The 18,414-nt window shown below is 39.7% G+C and carries 16 protein-coding genes, 5 tRNA genes and 2 rRNA genes; 3 read left to right on the top strand and 20 right to left on the bottom strand.

Annotated features, from left to right (window positions below; all coding sequences use genetic code 11):
- Position 1: 1 nt before the first annotated feature.
- From fabF to NSQ85_RS07880, 9 genes are all read right to left on the bottom strand, one after another.
- Positions 2-1,234, bottom strand: a complete 1,233-nt coding sequence (gene fabF, locus NSQ85_RS07920) for a beta-ketoacyl-ACP synthase II (RefSeq protein ID WP_179974261.1) — start codon at positions 1,232-1,234, stop codon at positions 2-4.
- Positions 1,235-1,294: 60 nt separating this feature from the next.
- A complete protein-coding gene (gene fabG, locus NSQ85_RS07915; RefSeq protein WP_179972656.1) occupies positions 1,295-2,029 on the bottom strand; it encodes a 3-oxoacyl-[acyl-carrier-protein] reductase in 735 nt (244 codons plus the stop codon).
- Between the two features lie 12 nt (positions 2,030-2,041).
- A complete protein-coding gene (gene fabD / locus NSQ85_RS07910; RefSeq protein ID WP_179972655.1) occupies positions 2,042-2,962 on the bottom strand; it encodes an ACP S-malonyltransferase in 921 nt (306 codons plus the stop codon).
- Positions 2,963-2,984: 22 nt separating this feature from the next.
- Positions 2,985-3,950: an enoyl-[acyl-carrier-protein] reductase FabK gene (gene fabK, locus NSQ85_RS07905; protein WP_179972654.1), complete on the bottom strand. Its 966-nt coding sequence runs from the start codon at positions 3,948-3,950 to the stop codon at positions 2,985-2,987.
- A gap of 106 nt (positions 3,951-4,056) precedes the next feature.
- A complete protein-coding gene (locus tag NSQ85_RS07900) occupies positions 4,057-4,281 on the bottom strand; it encodes an acyl carrier protein (protein ID WP_002949775.1) in 225 nt (74 codons plus the stop codon).
- A 63-nt stretch (positions 4,282-4,344) separates the two neighbouring features.
- Complete coding sequence (locus NSQ85_RS07895; RefSeq protein WP_002949773.1) at positions 4,345-5,307, bottom strand: beta-ketoacyl-ACP synthase III; 963 nt, start codon at positions 5,305-5,307, stop codon at positions 4,345-4,347.
- On the bottom strand, positions 5,307-5,741 hold the full coding sequence (gene fabT, locus NSQ85_RS07890) for a fatty acid biosynthesis transcriptional regulator FabT (RefSeq protein ID WP_014727328.1): 435 nt from the start codon (positions 5,739-5,741) through the stop codon (positions 5,307-5,309). Before fabT ends, NSQ85_RS07895 begins: the two co-directional genes overlap by 1 nt.
- A 103-nt stretch (positions 5,742-5,844) precedes the next feature.
- The gene (locus NSQ85_RS07885) at positions 5,845-6,636 is read right to left on the bottom strand and encodes an enoyl-CoA hydratase (RefSeq protein ID WP_179974260.1); all 792 of its coding nucleotides are present in this window, start codon (positions 6,634-6,636) and stop codon (positions 5,845-5,847) included.
- A 212-nt stretch (positions 6,637-6,848) separates the two neighbouring features.
- On the bottom strand, positions 6,849-7,487 hold the full coding sequence (locus NSQ85_RS07880) for an HAD family hydrolase (RefSeq protein ID WP_179972652.1): 639 nt from the start codon (positions 7,485-7,487) through the stop codon (positions 6,849-6,851).
- A 131-nt stretch (positions 7,488-7,618) separates the two neighbouring features.
- Here NSQ85_RS07880 and NSQ85_RS07875 point away from each other — a divergent pair, with 131 nt between their 5' ends.
- Complete coding sequence (locus tag NSQ85_RS07875) at positions 7,619-8,977, top strand: aspartate kinase (RefSeq protein WP_179974259.1); 1,359 nt, start codon at positions 7,619-7,621, stop codon at positions 8,975-8,977.
- A 153-nt stretch (positions 8,978-9,130) separates the two neighbouring features.
- On the opposite strand, the gene asnA is transcribed toward NSQ85_RS07875, so the two are convergent.
- A complete protein-coding gene (gene asnA, locus NSQ85_RS07870; RefSeq protein WP_179974258.1) occupies positions 9,131-10,123 on the bottom strand; it encodes an aspartate--ammonia ligase in 993 nt (330 codons plus the stop codon).
- 99 nt (positions 10,124-10,222) lie between these two features.
- The gene (rlmD, locus tag NSQ85_RS07865; RefSeq protein ID WP_179974257.1) at positions 10,223-11,587 is read right to left on the bottom strand and encodes a 23S rRNA (uracil(1939)-C(5))-methyltransferase RlmD; all 1,365 of its coding nucleotides are present in this window, start codon (positions 11,585-11,587) and stop codon (positions 10,223-10,225) included.
- Between the two features lie 34 nt (positions 11,588-11,621).
- On the opposite strand from rlmD, the gene recX reads away from it, so the two are divergent.
- Together recX and ntdP are read left to right on the top strand one after the other, a co-directional pair.
- Positions 11,622-12,398, top strand: a complete 777-nt coding sequence (recX, locus tag NSQ85_RS07860) for a recombination regulator RecX (protein ID WP_179974256.1) — start codon at positions 11,622-11,624, stop codon at positions 12,396-12,398.
- Between the two features lie 72 nt (positions 12,399-12,470).
- Entirely contained in the window at positions 12,471-13,004 is a 534-nt protein-coding gene (gene ntdP, locus NSQ85_RS07855) for a nucleoside tri-diphosphate phosphatase (protein ID WP_002949762.1), read from the top strand.
- A 29-nt stretch (positions 13,005-13,033) separates the two neighbouring features.
- Here the strand turns inward: ntdP and NSQ85_RS07850 are convergent, their stop codons facing one another.
- The 9 genes from NSQ85_RS07850 to NSQ85_RS07810 form a co-directional block, all read right to left on the bottom strand.
- Positions 13,034-13,693, bottom strand: coding sequence for a DUF1803 domain-containing protein (locus tag NSQ85_RS07850; protein WP_179972981.1), 660 nt, complete (start codon positions 13,691-13,693; stop codon positions 13,034-13,036).
- Between the two features lie 54 nt (positions 13,694-13,747).
- Positions 13,748-14,680, bottom strand: coding sequence for a manganese-dependent inorganic pyrophosphatase (locus tag NSQ85_RS07845; protein WP_179972647.1), 933 nt, complete (start codon positions 14,678-14,680; stop codon positions 13,748-13,750).
- Between the two features lie 90 nt (positions 14,681-14,770).
- Positions 14,771-14,842: transfer RNA gene (locus tag NSQ85_RS07840), tRNA-Glu, on the bottom strand.
- 7 nt (positions 14,843-14,849) lie between these two features.
- A tRNA-Thr gene (locus NSQ85_RS07835) sits at positions 14,850-14,922 on the bottom strand.
- A gap of 101 nt (positions 14,923-15,023) precedes the next feature.
- Positions 15,024-15,096, bottom strand: a tRNA-Lys gene (locus tag NSQ85_RS07830).
- A 19-nt stretch (positions 15,097-15,115) separates the two neighbouring features.
- Positions 15,116-15,188: transfer RNA gene (locus NSQ85_RS07825), tRNA-Asp, on the bottom strand.
- Positions 15,189-15,190: 2 nt separating this feature from the next.
- Positions 15,191-15,263, bottom strand: a tRNA-Val gene (locus NSQ85_RS07820).
- Between the two features lie 5 nt (positions 15,264-15,268).
- Positions 15,269-15,384: ribosomal RNA gene (rrf, locus tag NSQ85_RS07815) — 5S ribosomal RNA — on the bottom strand.
- Positions 15,385-15,467: 83 nt separating this feature from the next.
- Positions 15,468-18,367, bottom strand: a 23S ribosomal RNA gene (locus tag NSQ85_RS07810).
- Positions 18,368-18,414 lie beyond the last annotated feature (47 nt).

Here is an 18,414-nt window from a genome sequence, read left to right as displayed (position 1 = left end):
ATTAGCCCTCCCAACGTTTAAAGGCAAGAACAGCGTTGTGTCCACCAAAACCAAAGGTATTTGAGATTGCATACTCAATATCAGCTTCTTTACCTTCACCGTAAACAACATTAGCTTCAATGTAGTCAGACAATTCTTTTGTACCAGCAGTTTTTGGTACAAAGCTGTGACGAATAGCTTCAATTGTTGCAATAGCTTCAACAGCACCAGCAGCACCAAGCAGGTGACCTGTAAATGATTTAGTAGATGAAACTGGAACATCTTTACCAAGTACAGACACAATAGCAGCACTTTCACCTTTTTCGTTGGCTGGTGTTGAAGTACCGTGAGCATTGACATAGTCAACATCTTCAGGCTTGATACCAGCTTCATTGATAGCCAATTTAATTGCTTTAGCAGCTCCTGAACCATCTGGAGTTGGCGTTGTCATATGATAGGCATCACAGTTTGATCCGTAACCAACAATCTCAGCCAAGATGTTGGCACCACGTTTTTGCGCATGCTCCAAGCTTTCAATAACAAGAACCCCAGCACCTTCACCCATAACAAAACCATTACGGTCTTTATCAAATGGAATTGAAGAACGTTCTGGATCTTCTGTTGTTGAAAGGGCTGTAAGAGCGTTAAAACCTCCAATACCAATTTTAGTGATTGAAGCTTCCGCACCACCAGCCAAGACAACATCGTGAAATCCAAATTTAATTTCGCGGAAGGCTTCACCGATAGCATCATTGGCAGAGGCACAGGCAGTTGTCACTGATTTACATACCCCTTGAGCACCAATCTTAAGAGCAATATTCCCTGCACCCATGTTTGAGAGAGCTTTAGGAATAAACATTGGCTTGATGCGTTTCATACCACGTTCATGCATGCGGATAATTTGATCTTCAAGTTCTTGTAAACCACCGATACCAGATGACACGATAACACCAACGCGATCACGATTTACTTCTTCCATATTAAGTCCTGAATTTTCAAGTGCTTCCATAGCAGCATAAATCGCATAAAGTGAATAAGTGTCCATACGGTTAGTATCTTTTTTCACAAAATACTTGTCGAATGGGAAATCTTGGATTTCACCAGCGTTAAAGACTGGGATTTCAGAAGCATCAAACTTGGTGATTGGCTTAATACCAATCTTACCGTCATGAAGACTGTTCCAAAATTCTTCTGGTGTATTACCGATTGGTGAGGTTACACCGTAACCTGTAACAACAACACGATTTGTAGACATGTATATTCTCCTTTTTCGGATGGATATTTTAGTATATGATTTTTTGATAATGAAAATCAATTATTGCATGGTCATACCACCATCAATAGCGATTGTTTGACCTGTAAGATACTCTTGCCCTGCCAAGAAAGCCGCAACTTCTGCCACTTCTTTTGCCTGACCAATACGTTTCATTGGTACATGAGCAATCATAGCGTCTTTCATTTTCTCTGGGATTGCATCAGTCATATCAGACTCAATGAAACCAGGAGCAATAGCATTAACACGAACACCACGAGCTGCAACTTCACGAGCTACTGATTTAGTGAAACCAATCAAACCAGCTTTTGAAGCCGAATAATTAGCTTGACCAACATTTCCCATAAGACCTACAACAGATGACATATTGATAATGGCACCTTGACGAGCCTTAGACATTGGTTTCAAGACTGCTTGTGTCATATTGAAAGCACCAGTCAAGTTGATTTTCAAGACGCGTTCAAAATCTTCTTCAGTCATCTTCAACATCAACTTATCGTTGGTGATACCAGCATTATTAACTAGTACATCAACACTTCCAAGTTTTTCAATGGCTTCTGCTACCATACGTTTAGAATCCTCACCATTAGAAATATCACCTGAGATACCAACAACAGTTACACCATAGTCCACAAATTGCGCAAGCAAGTCCTCAGAAATTTCAGAACGTCCATTTAGGACAACGTTGGCACCAAGACTAGCAAATTGATGTGCTATAGCTAATCCAATACCACGTGTTGAACCTGTTACAAAAACATTTTTATTTTTAAGTTCCATGTTTACCTCGTTTTAAGCATTAAGAAGGGCTTCAAGACTAGCTTGATCTTCAACATTTTGAGTTGGTAAGGTTTTATCAATTTTCTTCAAGAAACCTGACAAGATTTTTCCTGGCCCAATCTCAATCACTTCATCTACACCAAAATCTTGGATAGTGGCAATCGAATCATAAAAACGTACAGGTTCCATCACCTGACGAGCCAAAAGAGCTTTAAGGTCTTCTGACTTCATAATTTGAGCCTCAGTATTACCTACCAGTGGGAGGACAAAGTCATTGAATGACACTTTTTCTAGTTCTGCTGCCAATTTTTGACTAGCTGATTCAAGTAAAGCTGTATGGAATGGGCCTGATACATTAAGAGGAATCAAGCGTTTTGCACCTGCTTCTTTAAGTAATTCTACAGCATAATCAACAGCCACAACCTCACCACCAATTACAATTTGTGCTGGAGTATTATAGTTGGCAGGCGTTACTACACCCTTTTCAGAAGCTTCTTGACAAATCTCTTCAATCAAATTTGGATCCGTGTTCATGACAGCAACCATTTTTCCACTTCCAGCTGGAGCTGCAGTTTCCATGAATTCCCCACGTTTAGCAACCAAGGCTACTGCATCTTCAAATGAAAGGGCACCAGCTGCAACCAGGGCAGAATATTCTCCAAGAGAAAGTCCAGCAACAATATCAGGAGCGATACCATTTTCTGCCAAGAGACGATAAATAGCAACTGACGTTGTCAAAATAGCTGGTTGAGTATAGCGTGTTTGATTAAGTTTTTCTTCGTTAGAATCGATCAATTCACGCAAATCATAACCTAAAATACGACTAGCCGTATCAAATGTTTCTTTGACAACGGGATATGCCGCATACAAATCACTTGCCATACCCAATTTCTGAGCTCCTTGACCAGTAAATAAGAAAGCACGTTTTGTCACTATCATAATCCTTTCGATGTTTTTAGACGTTTACATCTGCCCAACGAGCAGCTTCTTCTTTAATTACCTTTTCAGCACCTGTGTACAAATCTTCCAAGATTTCTGCACACGTTTCTTCTTTACGAACAAGACCTGCAATTTGTCCAGCCATAACTGAACCATACTCCACATCTCCATCAACAACGGCATTACGAAGTGCACCTGCACCAAGCTCTTCAATTTCCTCTTGAGTTTTCTTACCAGCTAAGAAATCTTTTTCAGCCTGATTGTACTCTGTAGCCAACTTATTCTTAATGGCACGAACAGGGTGTCCTACAACAGAAGCGGAAATCACAGTATCGATATCTTTAGCCTTCAAAATCTTATCCTTGAAGTTTTGGTGAGCGTTAGATTCCTTGGCAACAGCGAAACGCGTACCAACCTGCACAGCTTCTGCTCCAAGCATTAGAACAGCAGCCATACCACGTCCATCAGCAACACCACCAGCCCCAATAACCGGGATAGATACCGCATCTGCAACTTGTCGAACAAGAGCCATAGTTGTCAATTTACCGATGTGACCACCAGCTTCCATACCTTCTGCAACAACAGCATCCGCTCCAAGTTTTTCCATACGTTTAGCAAGTGCAACTGATGGGATAACTGGAATAACTGTGATACCGGCTTCGTGGAAACGTTCCATATATTTACCTGGGTTGCCTGCACCAGTTGTAACAACTTTTACACCTTCTTCAATAACAAGGTCAACAATATCGTCAACATATGGCGACAAAAGCATAATATTAACACCGAATGGCTTGTCAGTGATTTGTTTCACTCTGTCAATATTAGCTTTTACCACTTCTTTAGGGGCATTACCGCCACCAATAATTCCGAGTCCACCAGCATTTGAAACAGCTCCAGCCAAGTCACCATCAGCAACCCAGGCCATACCACCTTGGAAGATTGGATATTTAATTCCTAACAGTTCTGTAATACGAGGTTTCATTTTTCACCTTTTTTTCGATTTTCTAATCAAATAAATAGTTTAATAATCAAAGTAATTTTATAAACAAATGAGAATATTCCTAATAAGAATATTCTCTATGCCCTGCTTATTTAGTTTTCTCTTCTACGTAAGCAACAAGGTCACCAACCGTGTTAAGACCTTCTTCAGTTTCGATTTGAATATCGAATTCATCTTCGATTTCTGAGATAACTTGGAATACATCAAGTGAATCAGCATCAAGTTCGTCAAAAGTAGTTTCTACTTTTACTTCTTCTGGATCTTTCCCAAGTTCTTCAACAATGATTTCTTGTACTTTTTCAAATACTGCCATTTTATTTTCTCCTTTAAGATAAATATATTTCTTATAATCTATGCTGGTGCATAATTTATATAACTAGATTTTAACAATTAGACTGCCCCATGTCAAACCCCCACCAAAACCTGAGAGAAGAATTGTTTGATCACTGCCTAATTTAAGAGTCTCATTCGCCACATTCTCAGAAAGTAAGATTGGAATACTTGCTGCACTGGTATTACCATAAGACATCATGTTAGCCAGAAATTTATCACGACTAACATCAATTTTCTTAGCCATAGTATCCAAAATACGAATATTAGCTTGATGAAGAAGGAAGTAATCAGGTTCACCTTTTTCTTCAACCAATGCTTTAATACTCTTCGAAACAGTCTTCACAGCAAAATCAAAGATTGCTTTACCATCCATTTGCATATAGGGATTAGGCTGCTCAGTACCATCAGAATAAGGCGAAATAACTGCAGAAGCTCCCGACTCAAGACCGCCCTTGCTACCGTCGGTATTTAAAGATTCACCAAAAAAGTGTTCTTCTTCAGATTCTTCTAATAAAACACCGCCAGCCCCATCTCCAAAAAGAACTGCTGTTGCACGATCAGACCAGTCTAAAGTTTTTGAAAGAACTTCAGCACCAATAACTAAACCTTTTTTGTAAGCTCCTGACTTTATCAATTTTTCTGCGGTTGCCAAAGCAAAGACAAAACCACTGCATGCCGCAGTAATATCAAAAGCGAAGGCATTAACTGCTCCAATTGTTCCTTGAACACGTGCTGCCACTGACGGCATTGAGTTATCAGGAGAAATCGTTGCAACTAAAACAAAGTCTAGCTCTTCAGGAGATAATCCCGACTTTTCCAACAGCTGATAAGCAACATTGGTAGCTAAATCACTTGTATTCTCATTTAATGAAATGCGACGTTCTTGAATCCCTGTACGTGAGCGAATCCACTCATCACTGGTATCCATAATTTTAGATAGGTCATCGTTGGTCACGACCTGAGCAGGTGCATAATGGGCAACCTGACTAATTTTTGCAAATGCCATTATTTCAACTCCTCAAGAAAGGCATGGAGATTTTCCAAACCTTTGCTCATAACCTTTAATTCCTCGTCGTTAAAGCCTTCTGTAATCCGCATCACCATTGATTTATGGAAAGCACGGTGAAGACGATATACCAGACGACCTTTTTTAGAAAGTGATAGATGGACCACACGACGATCAACAGATGATCGCGTACGAATAATATATCCTTTCTTTTCAAGTTTATTGAGAGAAGTTGTTACAGTACCAAGGGTTAACATAAGCTCTCTAGCAACTGCACTTGGTGTCGTATCTGGATGTGTACCAATAACATCAATGGTATGCATTTCCTTGAGGGAAATATCATTAAACTTTGAATTTTTCAAACTTGCTTCTTCGATAATAACGACGTTATTAAAAATATCAACAAGATAGCCATTAATTTTATCGTAATCCACACCAGACTCCTTTCAATAAGATTTGATTATCAAATTATATCAGACTCAAACTAATTTAGCAAGTCCAATTTGAAAGCTTTAGTTTTAATTTCTGAAAACAAGTTTATTTTCCTTGGAATTTAGGGCGGCGACGTTCACTATAAGCACGTACACCTTCTTTAAAGTCCTCTGTAAATGCAAGAGATTTCTGCAAATCAAGCTCTAGCTTAGCGTATTTTTCCCAACCTGCAAATTCAGATTCCCAAACCATTTCTTTAATTGCTTTGAATGAATTAACTGAAGAACGATTTAATTTCTTAATCAATTGACTCACTGTTTTCTCAAGTTTTTCTGAATCGACTACTTTGTAAGCAATTCCCCAATCTAAAGCTTTCTCAGCTGACACAAGCTCTCCTGTCATGGTAATTTGAGTAGCACGATTAATACCGATTGAACGAGTCAAAAGGTACAGACCACCAGCATCAGGAGCCAAACCAACACCTACAAAAGCTTGAATAAATTTAGCTTTTTCAGATGCAATTGTGAAATCTGCTGCAACTGCTAAGTTAGCAGCGGCACCTGCACAGGGCCCATCAACAACCATGATGACTGGCTTAGGCAATTTTTTAAGAGCAAAAGAAATTTCATTCACTTGCTCAGCAATACGAACCAAAGATTGTACATCATCCACAGCAACAGCTTTTTTCATTTGATCAAGATCTCCACCAACAGAAAAGACTTTTCCCTTAGCATTGATAACCAAGAACTTCACAGATGCATCTTCCCCTGCTTCCTCGATTGCAGCCATAATCTCATCACAAACTTGAATGTTAAATCCATTTTGCACTTCAGGGCGATTGAGAGTTAATGTTGCCACTTCCTCTTCAACACTATAAAGAATTGTTTCGTAAGCCATTTTAGCACTCCTTCCGATAACTAGTTACTATATCAAAACCGCATGTTATTTAATTTTTTATCACAATTTTATTTGATATATAGATAATTTGATAATCAAACCATAAGTCTTTATTTCCTAGTATACCATAGTCCACCTAAAGATCAACATAAACTTATATTTTTTTAATTTGATACATCAAAACACCGAGGAGACAAGCTCGGTGTTGTTTTCTATTTTATTAAGTCTAAAATATCTGTAAGACTATCCAATAAACCTTTTGCAGCACTTTGATCCATACCAAACCGATTATCTCTAATTGCCCAGACCTCTACATCTGCAGCTACCCCAGCGGCAATTCCTTTTTCACTATCTTCAATGATAAGAGCACGACTTGCTTGCACGTTTAATTGCTTTAACGCTGTCAAATAAATCTCTGGATTGGGTTTACTCTCTTTGAATTCCTCTCCTGAGAGAACAATATCAAAGTAACCTTGCAAACGATTTTCCTCCAAAGCTCTAAAGATATCTGCTTTCACTGAGCTAGAGGCTAAGCCTATTTTCAACCCTTGAGATTTCACTTCATTTAAAACCTTTAAAACATCAGGAAAAATTAATTCTTTATAGGGTAAGGGATTATTTTGTTTATAAGTATTGTACTCTTCTTGTAAAGTTGACACATCCCACTTATCATAATCATCTCTAAGGATATTTTCCCAAACCTGCTTAGTATTTCCACCTATAAAGAAAGACGGGGGCAAATGATCTATTGAAATACCCTTTTGGCCTAAAAAACTTGCCCGTCGATCATAATAATATTTTTCAGTGTCAAAAAGGACACCATCCATATCAAAAATAATTGCCTCTACCACGGGACATCCTCCTTTTCTTCCTTTATTGTATCATAATCAGACTAAATCTTACTCACTTTTAAAAATAATGTGACAAATTGTCAGAATTTTGCTATAATTGTAGAGTAATTTATAATTTTTTTGGAGTAACTATGAAAGTCATCAAATTTGGCGGAAGCTCACTCGCTTCAGCAACACAATTAGAAAAAGTCTTAAACATTGTAAAATCTGACCCTGAACGCCGCTTTGTCGTTGTCTCTGCCCCTGGTAAACGTAACGATGAGGATACCAAAGTTACAGATGCCCTAATTAAATACTACAAACACTATATAAAGGGTGCTGATGTTAAAGCTGACCAAGAATGGATTATTAACCGCTACCAAGCTATAGTTGATGAACTAGGTTTCAAATCAAAAGAGATGGTAAAAATTGCCAAAGCTATTACTGACCTCGCTACGCTTCCCATCGAGGATAATGATTTCCTCCATGATACCTTCCTAGCTGCTGGAGAGGACAATAATGCAAAATTAATTGCTGAATATTTCCGCAATAACGATATTGAAGCACGCTACGTTCATCCTCGCGAAGCTGGTATCTTGGTCTCAAGTGAGCCAGGCAACGCTCGTATTCTTCCGGGTTCATATGATAAGTTAGAAGAACTTCGTGAATCAGATGAGGTTCTGATTATTCCTGGATTCTTTGGGGTCACCTCTGATAATCAAATCTGTACATTCTCACGAGGAGGCTCTGATATCACAGGCTCTATCGTAGCGGCAGGTGTTAAAGCTGACCTATATGAAAACTTTACAGATGTAGATGGTATTTTTGCAGCCCACCCAGGTGTAGTACATGAACCGCACTCTATTCCAGAGTTGACTTACAAAGAAATGCGTGAGTTGGCATATGCTGGATTCTCGGTTCTTCATGATGAAGCTCTCCTCCCAGCATATCGTGGTAAGATTCCATTAGTTATCAAAAACACCAATAATCCGGACCACCCAGGCACACGTATTATTCTTGAACACCAGGGAGCAACTGTTCCAGTTGTTGGTATTGCTAGCGATGACAAGTTTGTCAGCATCAATATGAGTAAATACCTCATGAACCGCGAGGTAGGTTTCGGACGTAAGGTGCTACAAATCTTGGAAGATTTAAACATCCGTTGGGAACACATGCCTTCTGGAATTGATGACCTTTCAATCATTATTCGAGAACGTGAACTTACCCCAATCAAAGAACAAGAAATCCTCTCTTATTTGACGCGTGAACTTGGTGTTGATGAAGTTGAAATTGAACATGGCCTTTCTATCCTAGTGATTGTTGGTGAAAATATGAGAGACCACATCGGTGTTACAGCGACAGCAGCCAAAGCACTCTCTGAAAAGAACATTAACCTTGAAATGATTTCTCAGGGATCAAGTGAAGTTTCTGTAATGTTTGTAATTGAAACTGAACAAGAGAAAGAAGCCGTTAGAGCGCTCTATGACGCATTTTTCCGTAGCAACAACTAAAATTTTATAACCTATCTCCTACAAGGGATAGGTTTTTCTTTATAATGAAAATATAGTCAACTCTCACGAAACCTAGTCTAATAATAAATTTTCTAATCAATAATGCACAATTTATTCCAAATCAAAAAGCACTAACTTTCGTTAGTACTCTTTTTACAAGATATTTTCGTAAGTTTCACGAACGGCATCTGGCCAAACTGAAGTTTGAACCTCACCTATATGTTTTTTACGTAGCAAGAACATAGCCATACGTGATTGACCAATACCACCACCAATTGTTAGTGGGAATTTGCCATGTAACAAGGCTTGGTGCCAATCCAATTTCAAACGATCTTGGTCACCAGTAATTTCAACCTGACGTTTAAGTGCATCTTCATCAACACGAATCCCCATTGATGATAACTCAAAAGCATGTCCTAATTGCTCATTCCAAACCAAAATATCTCCATTCAAACCATGATAACCCTTCTCAGACTCAGTTGTCCAGTCATCATAGTCAGGTGCACGACCATCATGGGGCTTCCCGTCAGGAAGAACACCACCAATACCAATCAAGAATACAGCACCATATTCTTTGGTTATAGCATCTTCACGCTCTTTCGGTGTCAAATCAGGGTACTTCTCAACAAGCTCTTCTGAATGGATGAAGGTAATTTTCTTAGGTAAGACGGCTTCAATATCGTAACGTGCCTCAACAGCAAGCTCAGTCAAACGAATAACTTTGTAGATTGTCTCGACGGTTTCCTTCAAATACGCAATATTACGATGTCCATCAGGAATAACCTTTTCCCAATCCCATTGGTCAACATAAACGGAGTGCGTTGCATCCAATGAGTCTTCATCTGGACGAAGAGCCTTCATATTAACCATGAGCCCTTCACCTTCATTAAAACCAAAACGAGCCAAAGTATGGCGCTTCCATTTTGCTAATGAGTGAACAACTTCGTATGTTGCGTCAGGAATCTGAAGTACATTAACAGTTACAGGATTTTCAATACCATTTAAATTATCCTGCATACCATCCCCGACCTTACTCAAAATAGGCCCTTGCACTTCAACGAGGTCAAGTTTATCAATTAAATACCGTGTGAAAGTATTTTTTACAAAAGAAATTTCCTTTTGTTGATTAATGAAGCTCTTCTTCATACGCTCCTCCTTTAAAAAATCAATAGTCCCATTATACTCCTATTTTTTAGAAAAATAAAGAAATTTTCCAATAATTTTGAATTTTTTTTGTTTATCATGTTAACTTTTATTACATTTCTTAGTCAGCTTTACAACTGCTTCTGTCCGAGCAGTGTGAGGAAACATATCTACTGACTGAATATAGTTCACATCATATACCTTAGCTAAAGAAACTAAATCTCTTGCCAAAGTAGATACATTACATGAGACATATACCATTTTTTTGGGAGTATATTCCAGTATAGTTTTAAGTAACTTACTATCCAAACCCGTTCTCGGTGGATCTACAATAAGAGCATCCGCTCGATACCCTTCCTTATACCAGCGAGGAATAATATCTTCAGCTTTTCCTACCTCATAGTGAGCATTATCCAGTCCAAGTGACTCAGCATTTTTTCTAGCATCTTCGATAGCTTCCGGAATAATATCCATCCCCCGAATGGTGCTTACTTTTTTTGCAAATGCAAGTCCAATAGTACCAACACCACAATAAGCATCAATAAGGTGTTCAGACTTATCCACTTCCAAAGCTTCAACTGCCTGACCATAGAGCACTTCAGTTTGCTTAGGATTCAACTGGTAGAAGGCACGAGGAGAAAGTGCGAAGTTATAGTCTAGAACCTCTTCTTGGATTGTATCTTGACCCCAGATAATTTTCGTCTCTTGGCCATAAATCTCACTGGATTTCGAATAGTTATAATTGACAGCAACTGTTACAATTTCAGGATAACTTAAAGTTAACTCCTTCACCAACTTAGTCAAAGAAACAGGATTAGATGTTACAAAAATTAGCTGGACCTGATTAGACCCGAAAGCACGTCGTATCATAACTGTGCGAATCCCGGAAATTTTGCGCTCATTATAAATCGGTATCTTGTATTTATCTAGCAAATTTGTAACCTCATTCATAATCGCTTGCGTTAACTCATCTTGAACCAAACAATCATCAATATTGATTAGTCGATGACTTCCTTCCGCAAATAAGCCAGCCTTAACTGAGCCACCAAAAGAGCGTATTTGAAATTGTAGTTTAGCACGATAATGTTGTGGTTGCTTCATTCCTATTGTTGGACGAATCTCGTAAGACTCAAAATTAGCCGGTTTGAACTTTTTCAAAGCTTGTCCTAACAGGTCCGTTTTAAACTCTAATTGTTTATCATAACGAAGATGCATCAACTGGCAGCCACCACACTTTTCATAGACACCACATTCAGGCTCAACACGAAACTTGGAAGCTTTATTAATTTTTAATAGTTTTGCCTGAACAAAGTTTCTCCTAACCGAAACAATCTGACAAAACACCTCTTCTCCCTTCAAAGCTCCAGGAACAAAAACCAGTGTTTTTTTATAAAAACCAATACCCTCACCATTGATCCCCATGCGTTTAATTTTAAGCGGGATACGTTGTTTCACTTGTAAATTCATAATACCATTCTAACATTTTGATATAATAATAACTATGAAAATAACAAAAATTGAGAAGAAAAAAAGGCTCTATCTCGTTGAGATAGATAAAAAAGAGAGTCTCTATGTTACAGAAGACACCATCGTCAAGTACATGTTAACAAAAGAAATGGCACTTAGTAAAGATCAGCTAGAGGATATTAAGAACTTTGCACAGTTCTCACATGGTAAAAATCTGGCCCTCTATTTTATTTCCTTTAAACAACGTACTGAAAAAGAAGTAAGAGACTATCTTTTTAAACATGAAATAAATCCACATATAATTCCCCAAATCATTGATAATCTAAAGAAAGACCATTGGATTGATGATTATAAACTCCTAGAAAGCCTAGCTCAACAGAATTTAAATTCAGGAGATAAAGGTGACTATTTCTTGAAGCAAAAATGGCTACAAAAAGGCTGTGAGAAACAAGTCATTGACGAGGTATTAACCCAATTTGATTTCTCGGAAGTAGCAATTAAAGTAGCTTCAAAATTATTACGAAAATATCAGGGAAAATTACCAACCAAATCTCTAAAGGATAAATTGATTCAAAACCTCATTAATAAAGGCTTTTCATTCCAAGAAAGTAAGAACGCTATTAACCAACTAGAACTAGAAGCCGATGAAGAAAATGAACAAGCTCTCCTTTATAAGGAAATAGAAAAGCAATATCAAAAATTTAGTAAAAAATACGACGGTTATGAACTTAAGCAACACCTCACACAATCTTTGTTCCGAAAAGGTTATGACTTTGATGCTATAGCCTCCGCTCTAAGAGAATATTTCTAAGAATTTCCCCCCTTTTTTCTCAAAATTATGATACAATAATGAAGATAACCGCTATTGTAGAAAGAGGACGCCATGAAATTACCAAAAGAAGGCGACTTTATCACAATTCAAAGTTATAAGCATGATGGTAGATTGCACCGTACTTGGCGCGATACTATGGTACTAAAGACAACTGAGAATGCTGTTATTGGCGTTAATGATCACACCCTCGTTACTGAAGCAGATGGAAGACGATGGGTAACTCGTGAACCTGCTATTGTTTATTTCCACAAAAAATACTGGTTTAATATTATAGCCATGATCAGGGATAACGGCATTTCCTACTACTGCAATTTAGCCAGTCCATATGTTTTGGACCAAGAAGCGCTAAAATATATTGACTATGACTTAGATGTCAAAGTTTTCGCTGATGGTGAGAAAAAATTGCTAGATGTAGATGAGTATGAAATACATAAAAAAGAAATGCATTACTCTCCTGATATTGACTATATCTTAAAGGAACATGTTAAAATCTTAGTAGATTGGATTAACAATGGTAAAGGGCCATTTTCACAATCTTATGTTAACATCTGGTACAAACGTTATCTTGAACTAAGGAATCGTTAAAGTTGTCATAAAAAAAACTAGTAATAAAACTAGTCTTTTTTTGCACAAAAAACTAATGCTTCGGAGTCTAAATCCATATTTAGAATATAACGCCCATCTTCTACTTGAACAAGATATCCTAATAGTTCTAAAGCATCAACAAAAATATTCCTCCTCTTTTGAAGAGCGTACTCCCTTCTTGCAAATTTTAAAAGAAATGTTGTGACATGCTTTAAGAAATATTCAGGATTAAGATCACCTAATAAGTTATATAATCTGTTTTGTTCTTCCGTTAATGAAAGATTATCTCTTAACTTATAAAAATAATTTGAAATCGTAAGATCGTTTCTCGAGATACTTGTGTGTTCAATAATAACCACTTCATTAGTTGAATTAGTCATCTCAGTAACAAATCTACGCTCTAATAGTTCTTGATAAGAAGGAGAATCACTTTCAATAAAGAAATGCTGGTATAAATCAATTGTAGAAGGATCAGAAACTAAAGAAATTAATAAACGGTAACGTTTCTCAGACCTCTCAATATAACCAACTTTAACAAACTCCTCAATCAATTTATCTATATTCTTTTGTAATGGAAACTGATTTTTTATTTCTCTCAAAGTTACAGGCTGATAGTGATATAGATAATTCACCAATTCCATAAAAAAAGGTTGATTACTTAATTTATTTGGGTTAAATTGTATTATCATAATGAGTATTATATCATTAATCGGCATACTAAAAAAAGGCCTACAGAGCCTTTTTTACACATTGAAGCTTTCAGTCAATTTAGGAACAACTTGCTTCTTACGAGAAACTGCTCCTTTAAGGAAAGCATGGTTATTTTCTAAAACAAAGTTAAAAGCTTTTTCAACTTTATCAGTATTTGATCCGAGTGCGAGAATTTCAGAATTTGAGTTAAGAATATCAGTAATCATTAACACAAAGTCAGAGTACCCGTTACTTTTAATTGAGCTATTAATAGCTTCTTCAATTTCCGCTTGACGTGAAAGAACATCAGAAATATCAACAGTATTCACCTGAGCAATGCGAACTTGATTCCCATTCAATTCAAATGTTTTTGCATCAATATTAATGAGTTCTTCAGCTGATTTAGAAGAAAGATTAGTACCAGCCTTAAGCATGGCAAGACCATATTCTTCTAAATTAACTCCAGCAAGTTGAGCAAGTTCTTCAGCTACTGTAAAATCTGAAGCATGTGTCGTTGGCGATTTAAGTAAGAGAGTATCAGAAATCAAACCTGACAAGAGCAAACCAGCTACATCTTTAGGAAGTTCAACATTATTTTCTTTAAACATACGATAAACAATCGAAGAAGCTGAACCTACAGGTTCTAAACGCATCATTAATGGATTAGCCGTCTCAAAGTTAGCCACACGGTGGTGATCCACTACTTCAATAACTTCTACATCCTTAATATCTGAAATAGATTGTTGAAACTCATTATGATCAGTAAGAATAACTTGATTTACCCCCTCAGACTGTGCTGACTCAACAACACGAGGAGCATTTACAGAAAAATAGTCAAGTACAAAAGCAGTCTCTTCATTTGGAGTACCCAAAGCAACAGCTTCAGCATCAACACCAAGTTGACGTTTCAAATAAGCGTATCCATAAGACGAACCAATAGCATCAGAATCAGGATTTTGGTGACCAAACACAAAAATTTTAGACATAAATTTACCTCAAAAAAATTTTACTATATAATATTATAACATATAAGAAAAAGAAACAAAATAAAAAGAGTAACCTAAGTTACTCAAATATAGTCCGTACGGGATTCGAACCCGTGTTACCGCCGTGAAAAGGCGGTGTCTTAACCCCTTGACCAACGGACCATTTTAATGCCGGCTACATGACTTGAACACGCGACCCTCTGATTACAAATCAGATGCTCTACCAACTGAGCTAAGCCGGCTAACTTTTTTCTAATGCCGGCTACATGACTTGAACCCCCACGCTGTTAAGCGCCAGATCCTAAATCTGGTGCGTCTGCCAATTCCGCCACACCCGCATATATGACTCGTACTGGGCTCGAACCAGTGACCCATTGATTAAAAGTCAATTGCTCTACCAACTGAGCTAACGAGTCTCAAATATTTCAACTTGAACGGTCCCGACGGGAATCGAACCCGCGATCTTCGCCGTGACAGGGCGACGTGATAACCGCTACACCACGGGACCTATGGGAGTTAACGGGATCGAACCGCTGACCCTCTGCTTGTAAGGCAGATGCTCTCCCAGCTGAGCTAAACTCCCTTTTTGCTAAGCGACTACCGTATCTAACAGGGGGAAACCCCCAACTACATCAGGCGTACTAGGGCTTAACTTCTGTGTTCGGCATGGGAACAGGTGTATCTCCTAGGCTATCGTCACTTAACTCTGAGTATTCTCAACTCAAAATTGAATATCTATACTGTATCAAGAAACCAAATCGTTGTCAATATATCTCAGTTACTTTCGTTGGATAAGTCCTCGAGCTATTAGTATTAGTCCGCTACATGTGTCACCACACTTCCACTTCTAACCTATCAACCTGATCATCTCTCAGGGCTCTTACTGATATAAAATCATGGGAAATCTCATCTTGAGGTGGGCTTCACACTTAGATGCTTTCAGCGTTTATCCCTTCCCTACATAGCTACCCAGCGATGCTCTTGGCAGAACAACTGGTACACCAGCGGTAAGTCCACTCCGGTCCTCTCGTACTAGGAGCAGATCCTCTCAAATTTCCTACGCCCGCGACGGATAGGGACCGAACTGTCTCACGACGTTCTGAACCCAGCTCGCGTGCCGCTTTAATGGGCGAACAGCCCAACCCTTGGGACCGACTACAGCCCCAGGATGCGACGAGCCGACATCGAGGTGCCAAACCTCCCCGTCGATGTGAACTCTTGGGGGAGATAAGCCTGTTATCCCCAGGGTAGCTTTTATCCGTTGAGCGATGGCCCTTCCATACGGAACCACCGGATCACTAAGCCCGACTTTCGTCCCTGCTCGAGTTGTAGCTCTCGCAGTCAAGCTCCCTTATACCTTTACACTCTGCGAATGATTTCCAACCATTCTGAGGGAACCTTTGGGCGCCTCCGTTACCTTTTAGGAGGCGACCGCCCCAGTCAAACTGCCCGTCAGACACTGTCCCCGATAGGGATAACCTATCTGGGTTAGAGTAGCCATAACACAAGGGTAGTATCCCAACAACGCCTCACTCGAAACTGGCGTCCCGAGGTCATAGGCTCCTACCTATCCTGTACATGTGGTACAGATACTCAATATCAAACTGCAGTAAAGCTCCATGGGGTCTTTCCGTCCTGTCGCGGGTAACCTGCATCTTCACAGGTACTAAAATTTCACCGAGTCTCTCGTTGAGACAGTGCCCAAATCATTACGCCTTTCGTGCGGGTCGGAACTTACCCGACAAGGAATTTCGCTACCTTAGGACCGTTATAGTTACGGCCGCCGTTTACTGGGGCTTCAATTCATGCCTTCGCTTACGCTAAGCACTCCTCTTAACCTTCCAGCACCGGGCAGGCGTCACCCCCTATACATCATCTTACGATTTAGCAGAGAGCTGTGTTTTTGATAAACAGTTGCTTGGGCCTTTTCACTGCGGCTGACCATCAGTCAGCGCCCCTTCTCCCGAAGTTACGGGGCCATTTTGCCGAGTTCCTTAACGAGAGTTCTCTCGCTCACCTGAGGCTACTCGCCTCGACTACCTGTGTCGGTTTGCGGTACGGGTAGAGTATAATTAACGCTAGAAGCTTTTCTCGGCAGTGTGACATCACTAACTTCGCTACTAAACTTCGCTCCCCATCACAGCTCAATGTTAAAGATATAAGCATTTGACTCATATCACACCTCACTGCTTGGCCAGACACTTCCAATCGTCTGGTTTAGTTAGCCTACTGCGTCCCTCCATCACTATATACTCTAGTACAGGAATATCAACCTGTTGTCCATCGGATACACCTTTCGGTCTCTCCTTAGGTCCCGACTAACCCAGGGCGGACGAGCCTTCCCCTGGAAACCTTAGTCTTACGGTGGACAGGATTCTCACCTGTCTTTCGCTACTCATACCGGCATTCTCACTTCTATGCGCTCCAGCACTCCTCACGGTACACCTTCTTCGCACATAGAACGCTCTCCTACCATACCTATAAAGGTATCCACAGCTTCGGTAATATGTTTTAGCCCCGGTACATTTTCGGCGCAGGGTCACTCGACTAGTGAGCTATTACGCACTCTTTGAATGAATAGCTGCTTCTAAGCTAACATCCTAGTTGTCTGTGCAACCCCACATCCTTTTCCACTTAACATATATTTTGGGACCTTAGCTGGTGGTCTGGGCTGTTTCCCTTTCGACTACGGATCTTAGCACTCGCAGTCTGACTGCCGATTATATCTCATTGGCATTCGGAGTTTATCTGAGATTGGTAATCCGGGATGGACCCCTCACCCAAACAGTGCTCTACCTCCAAGAGACTTAACATCGACGCTAGCCCTAAAGCTATTTCGGAGAGAACCAGCTATCTCCAAGTTCGTTTGGAATTTCTCCGCTACCCACAAGTCATCCAAGCACTTTTCAACGTGCACTGGTTCGGTCCTCCAGTGAGTTTTACCTCACCTTCAACCTGCTCATGGGTAGGTCACATGGTTTCGGGTCTACGACATGATACTAATGCGCCCTATTAAGACTCGGTTTCCCTACGGCTCCGTCTCTTCAACTTAACCTCGCATCATATCGTAACTCGCCGGTTCATTCTACAAAAGGCACGCTCTCACCCATTAACGGGCTCGAACTTGTTGTAGGCACACGGTTTCAGGTTCTATTTCACTCCCCTCCCGGGGTGCTTTTCACCTTTCCCTCACGGTACTGGTTCACTATCGGTCACTAGAGAGTATTTAGGGTTGGGAGATGGTCCTCCCAGATTCCAACGAGATTTCTCGTGTCTCGCCGTACTCAGGATACTGCTAGGTATAAAGACTATTTCGAATACGAGGCTATTACTCTCTTTGGCCTACCTTCCCAGGTAGTTCTTCTATAATCTTTAAGTCCACGTTGCAGTCCTACAACCCCGAAGAGTAAACTCTTCGGTTTGCCCTCTTGCCGTTTCGCTCGCCGCTACTAAGGCAATCGCTTTTGCTTTCTCTTCCTACAGCTACTTAGATGTTTCAGTTCACTGCGTCTTCCTCTACATTACCTTAACAGTAATGAGTGACAGGCATTACCTGCCGGGTTTCCCCATTCGGACATCTCTGGATCATTGCTCACTTACAGCTCCCCAAAGCATTTCGTCGTTAGTCACGTCCTTCATCGGCTTCTAGTGCCAAGGCATCCACCGTGCGCCCTTATTAACTTAACCTTATTTTTGGCCTTTCGACCTAACTCATTAAATATTCACAGCGTTTC

It is taken from the genome of Streptococcus sp. FSL L8-0526, from assembly GCF_038007145.1.
Lineage (GTDB): Bacteria > Bacillota > Bacilli > Lactobacillales > Streptococcaceae > Streptococcus > Streptococcus thermophilus.
Note: the sequence above shows the minus strand (reverse complement) of the source record. Positions and strands in the feature narration are given on the sequence as shown.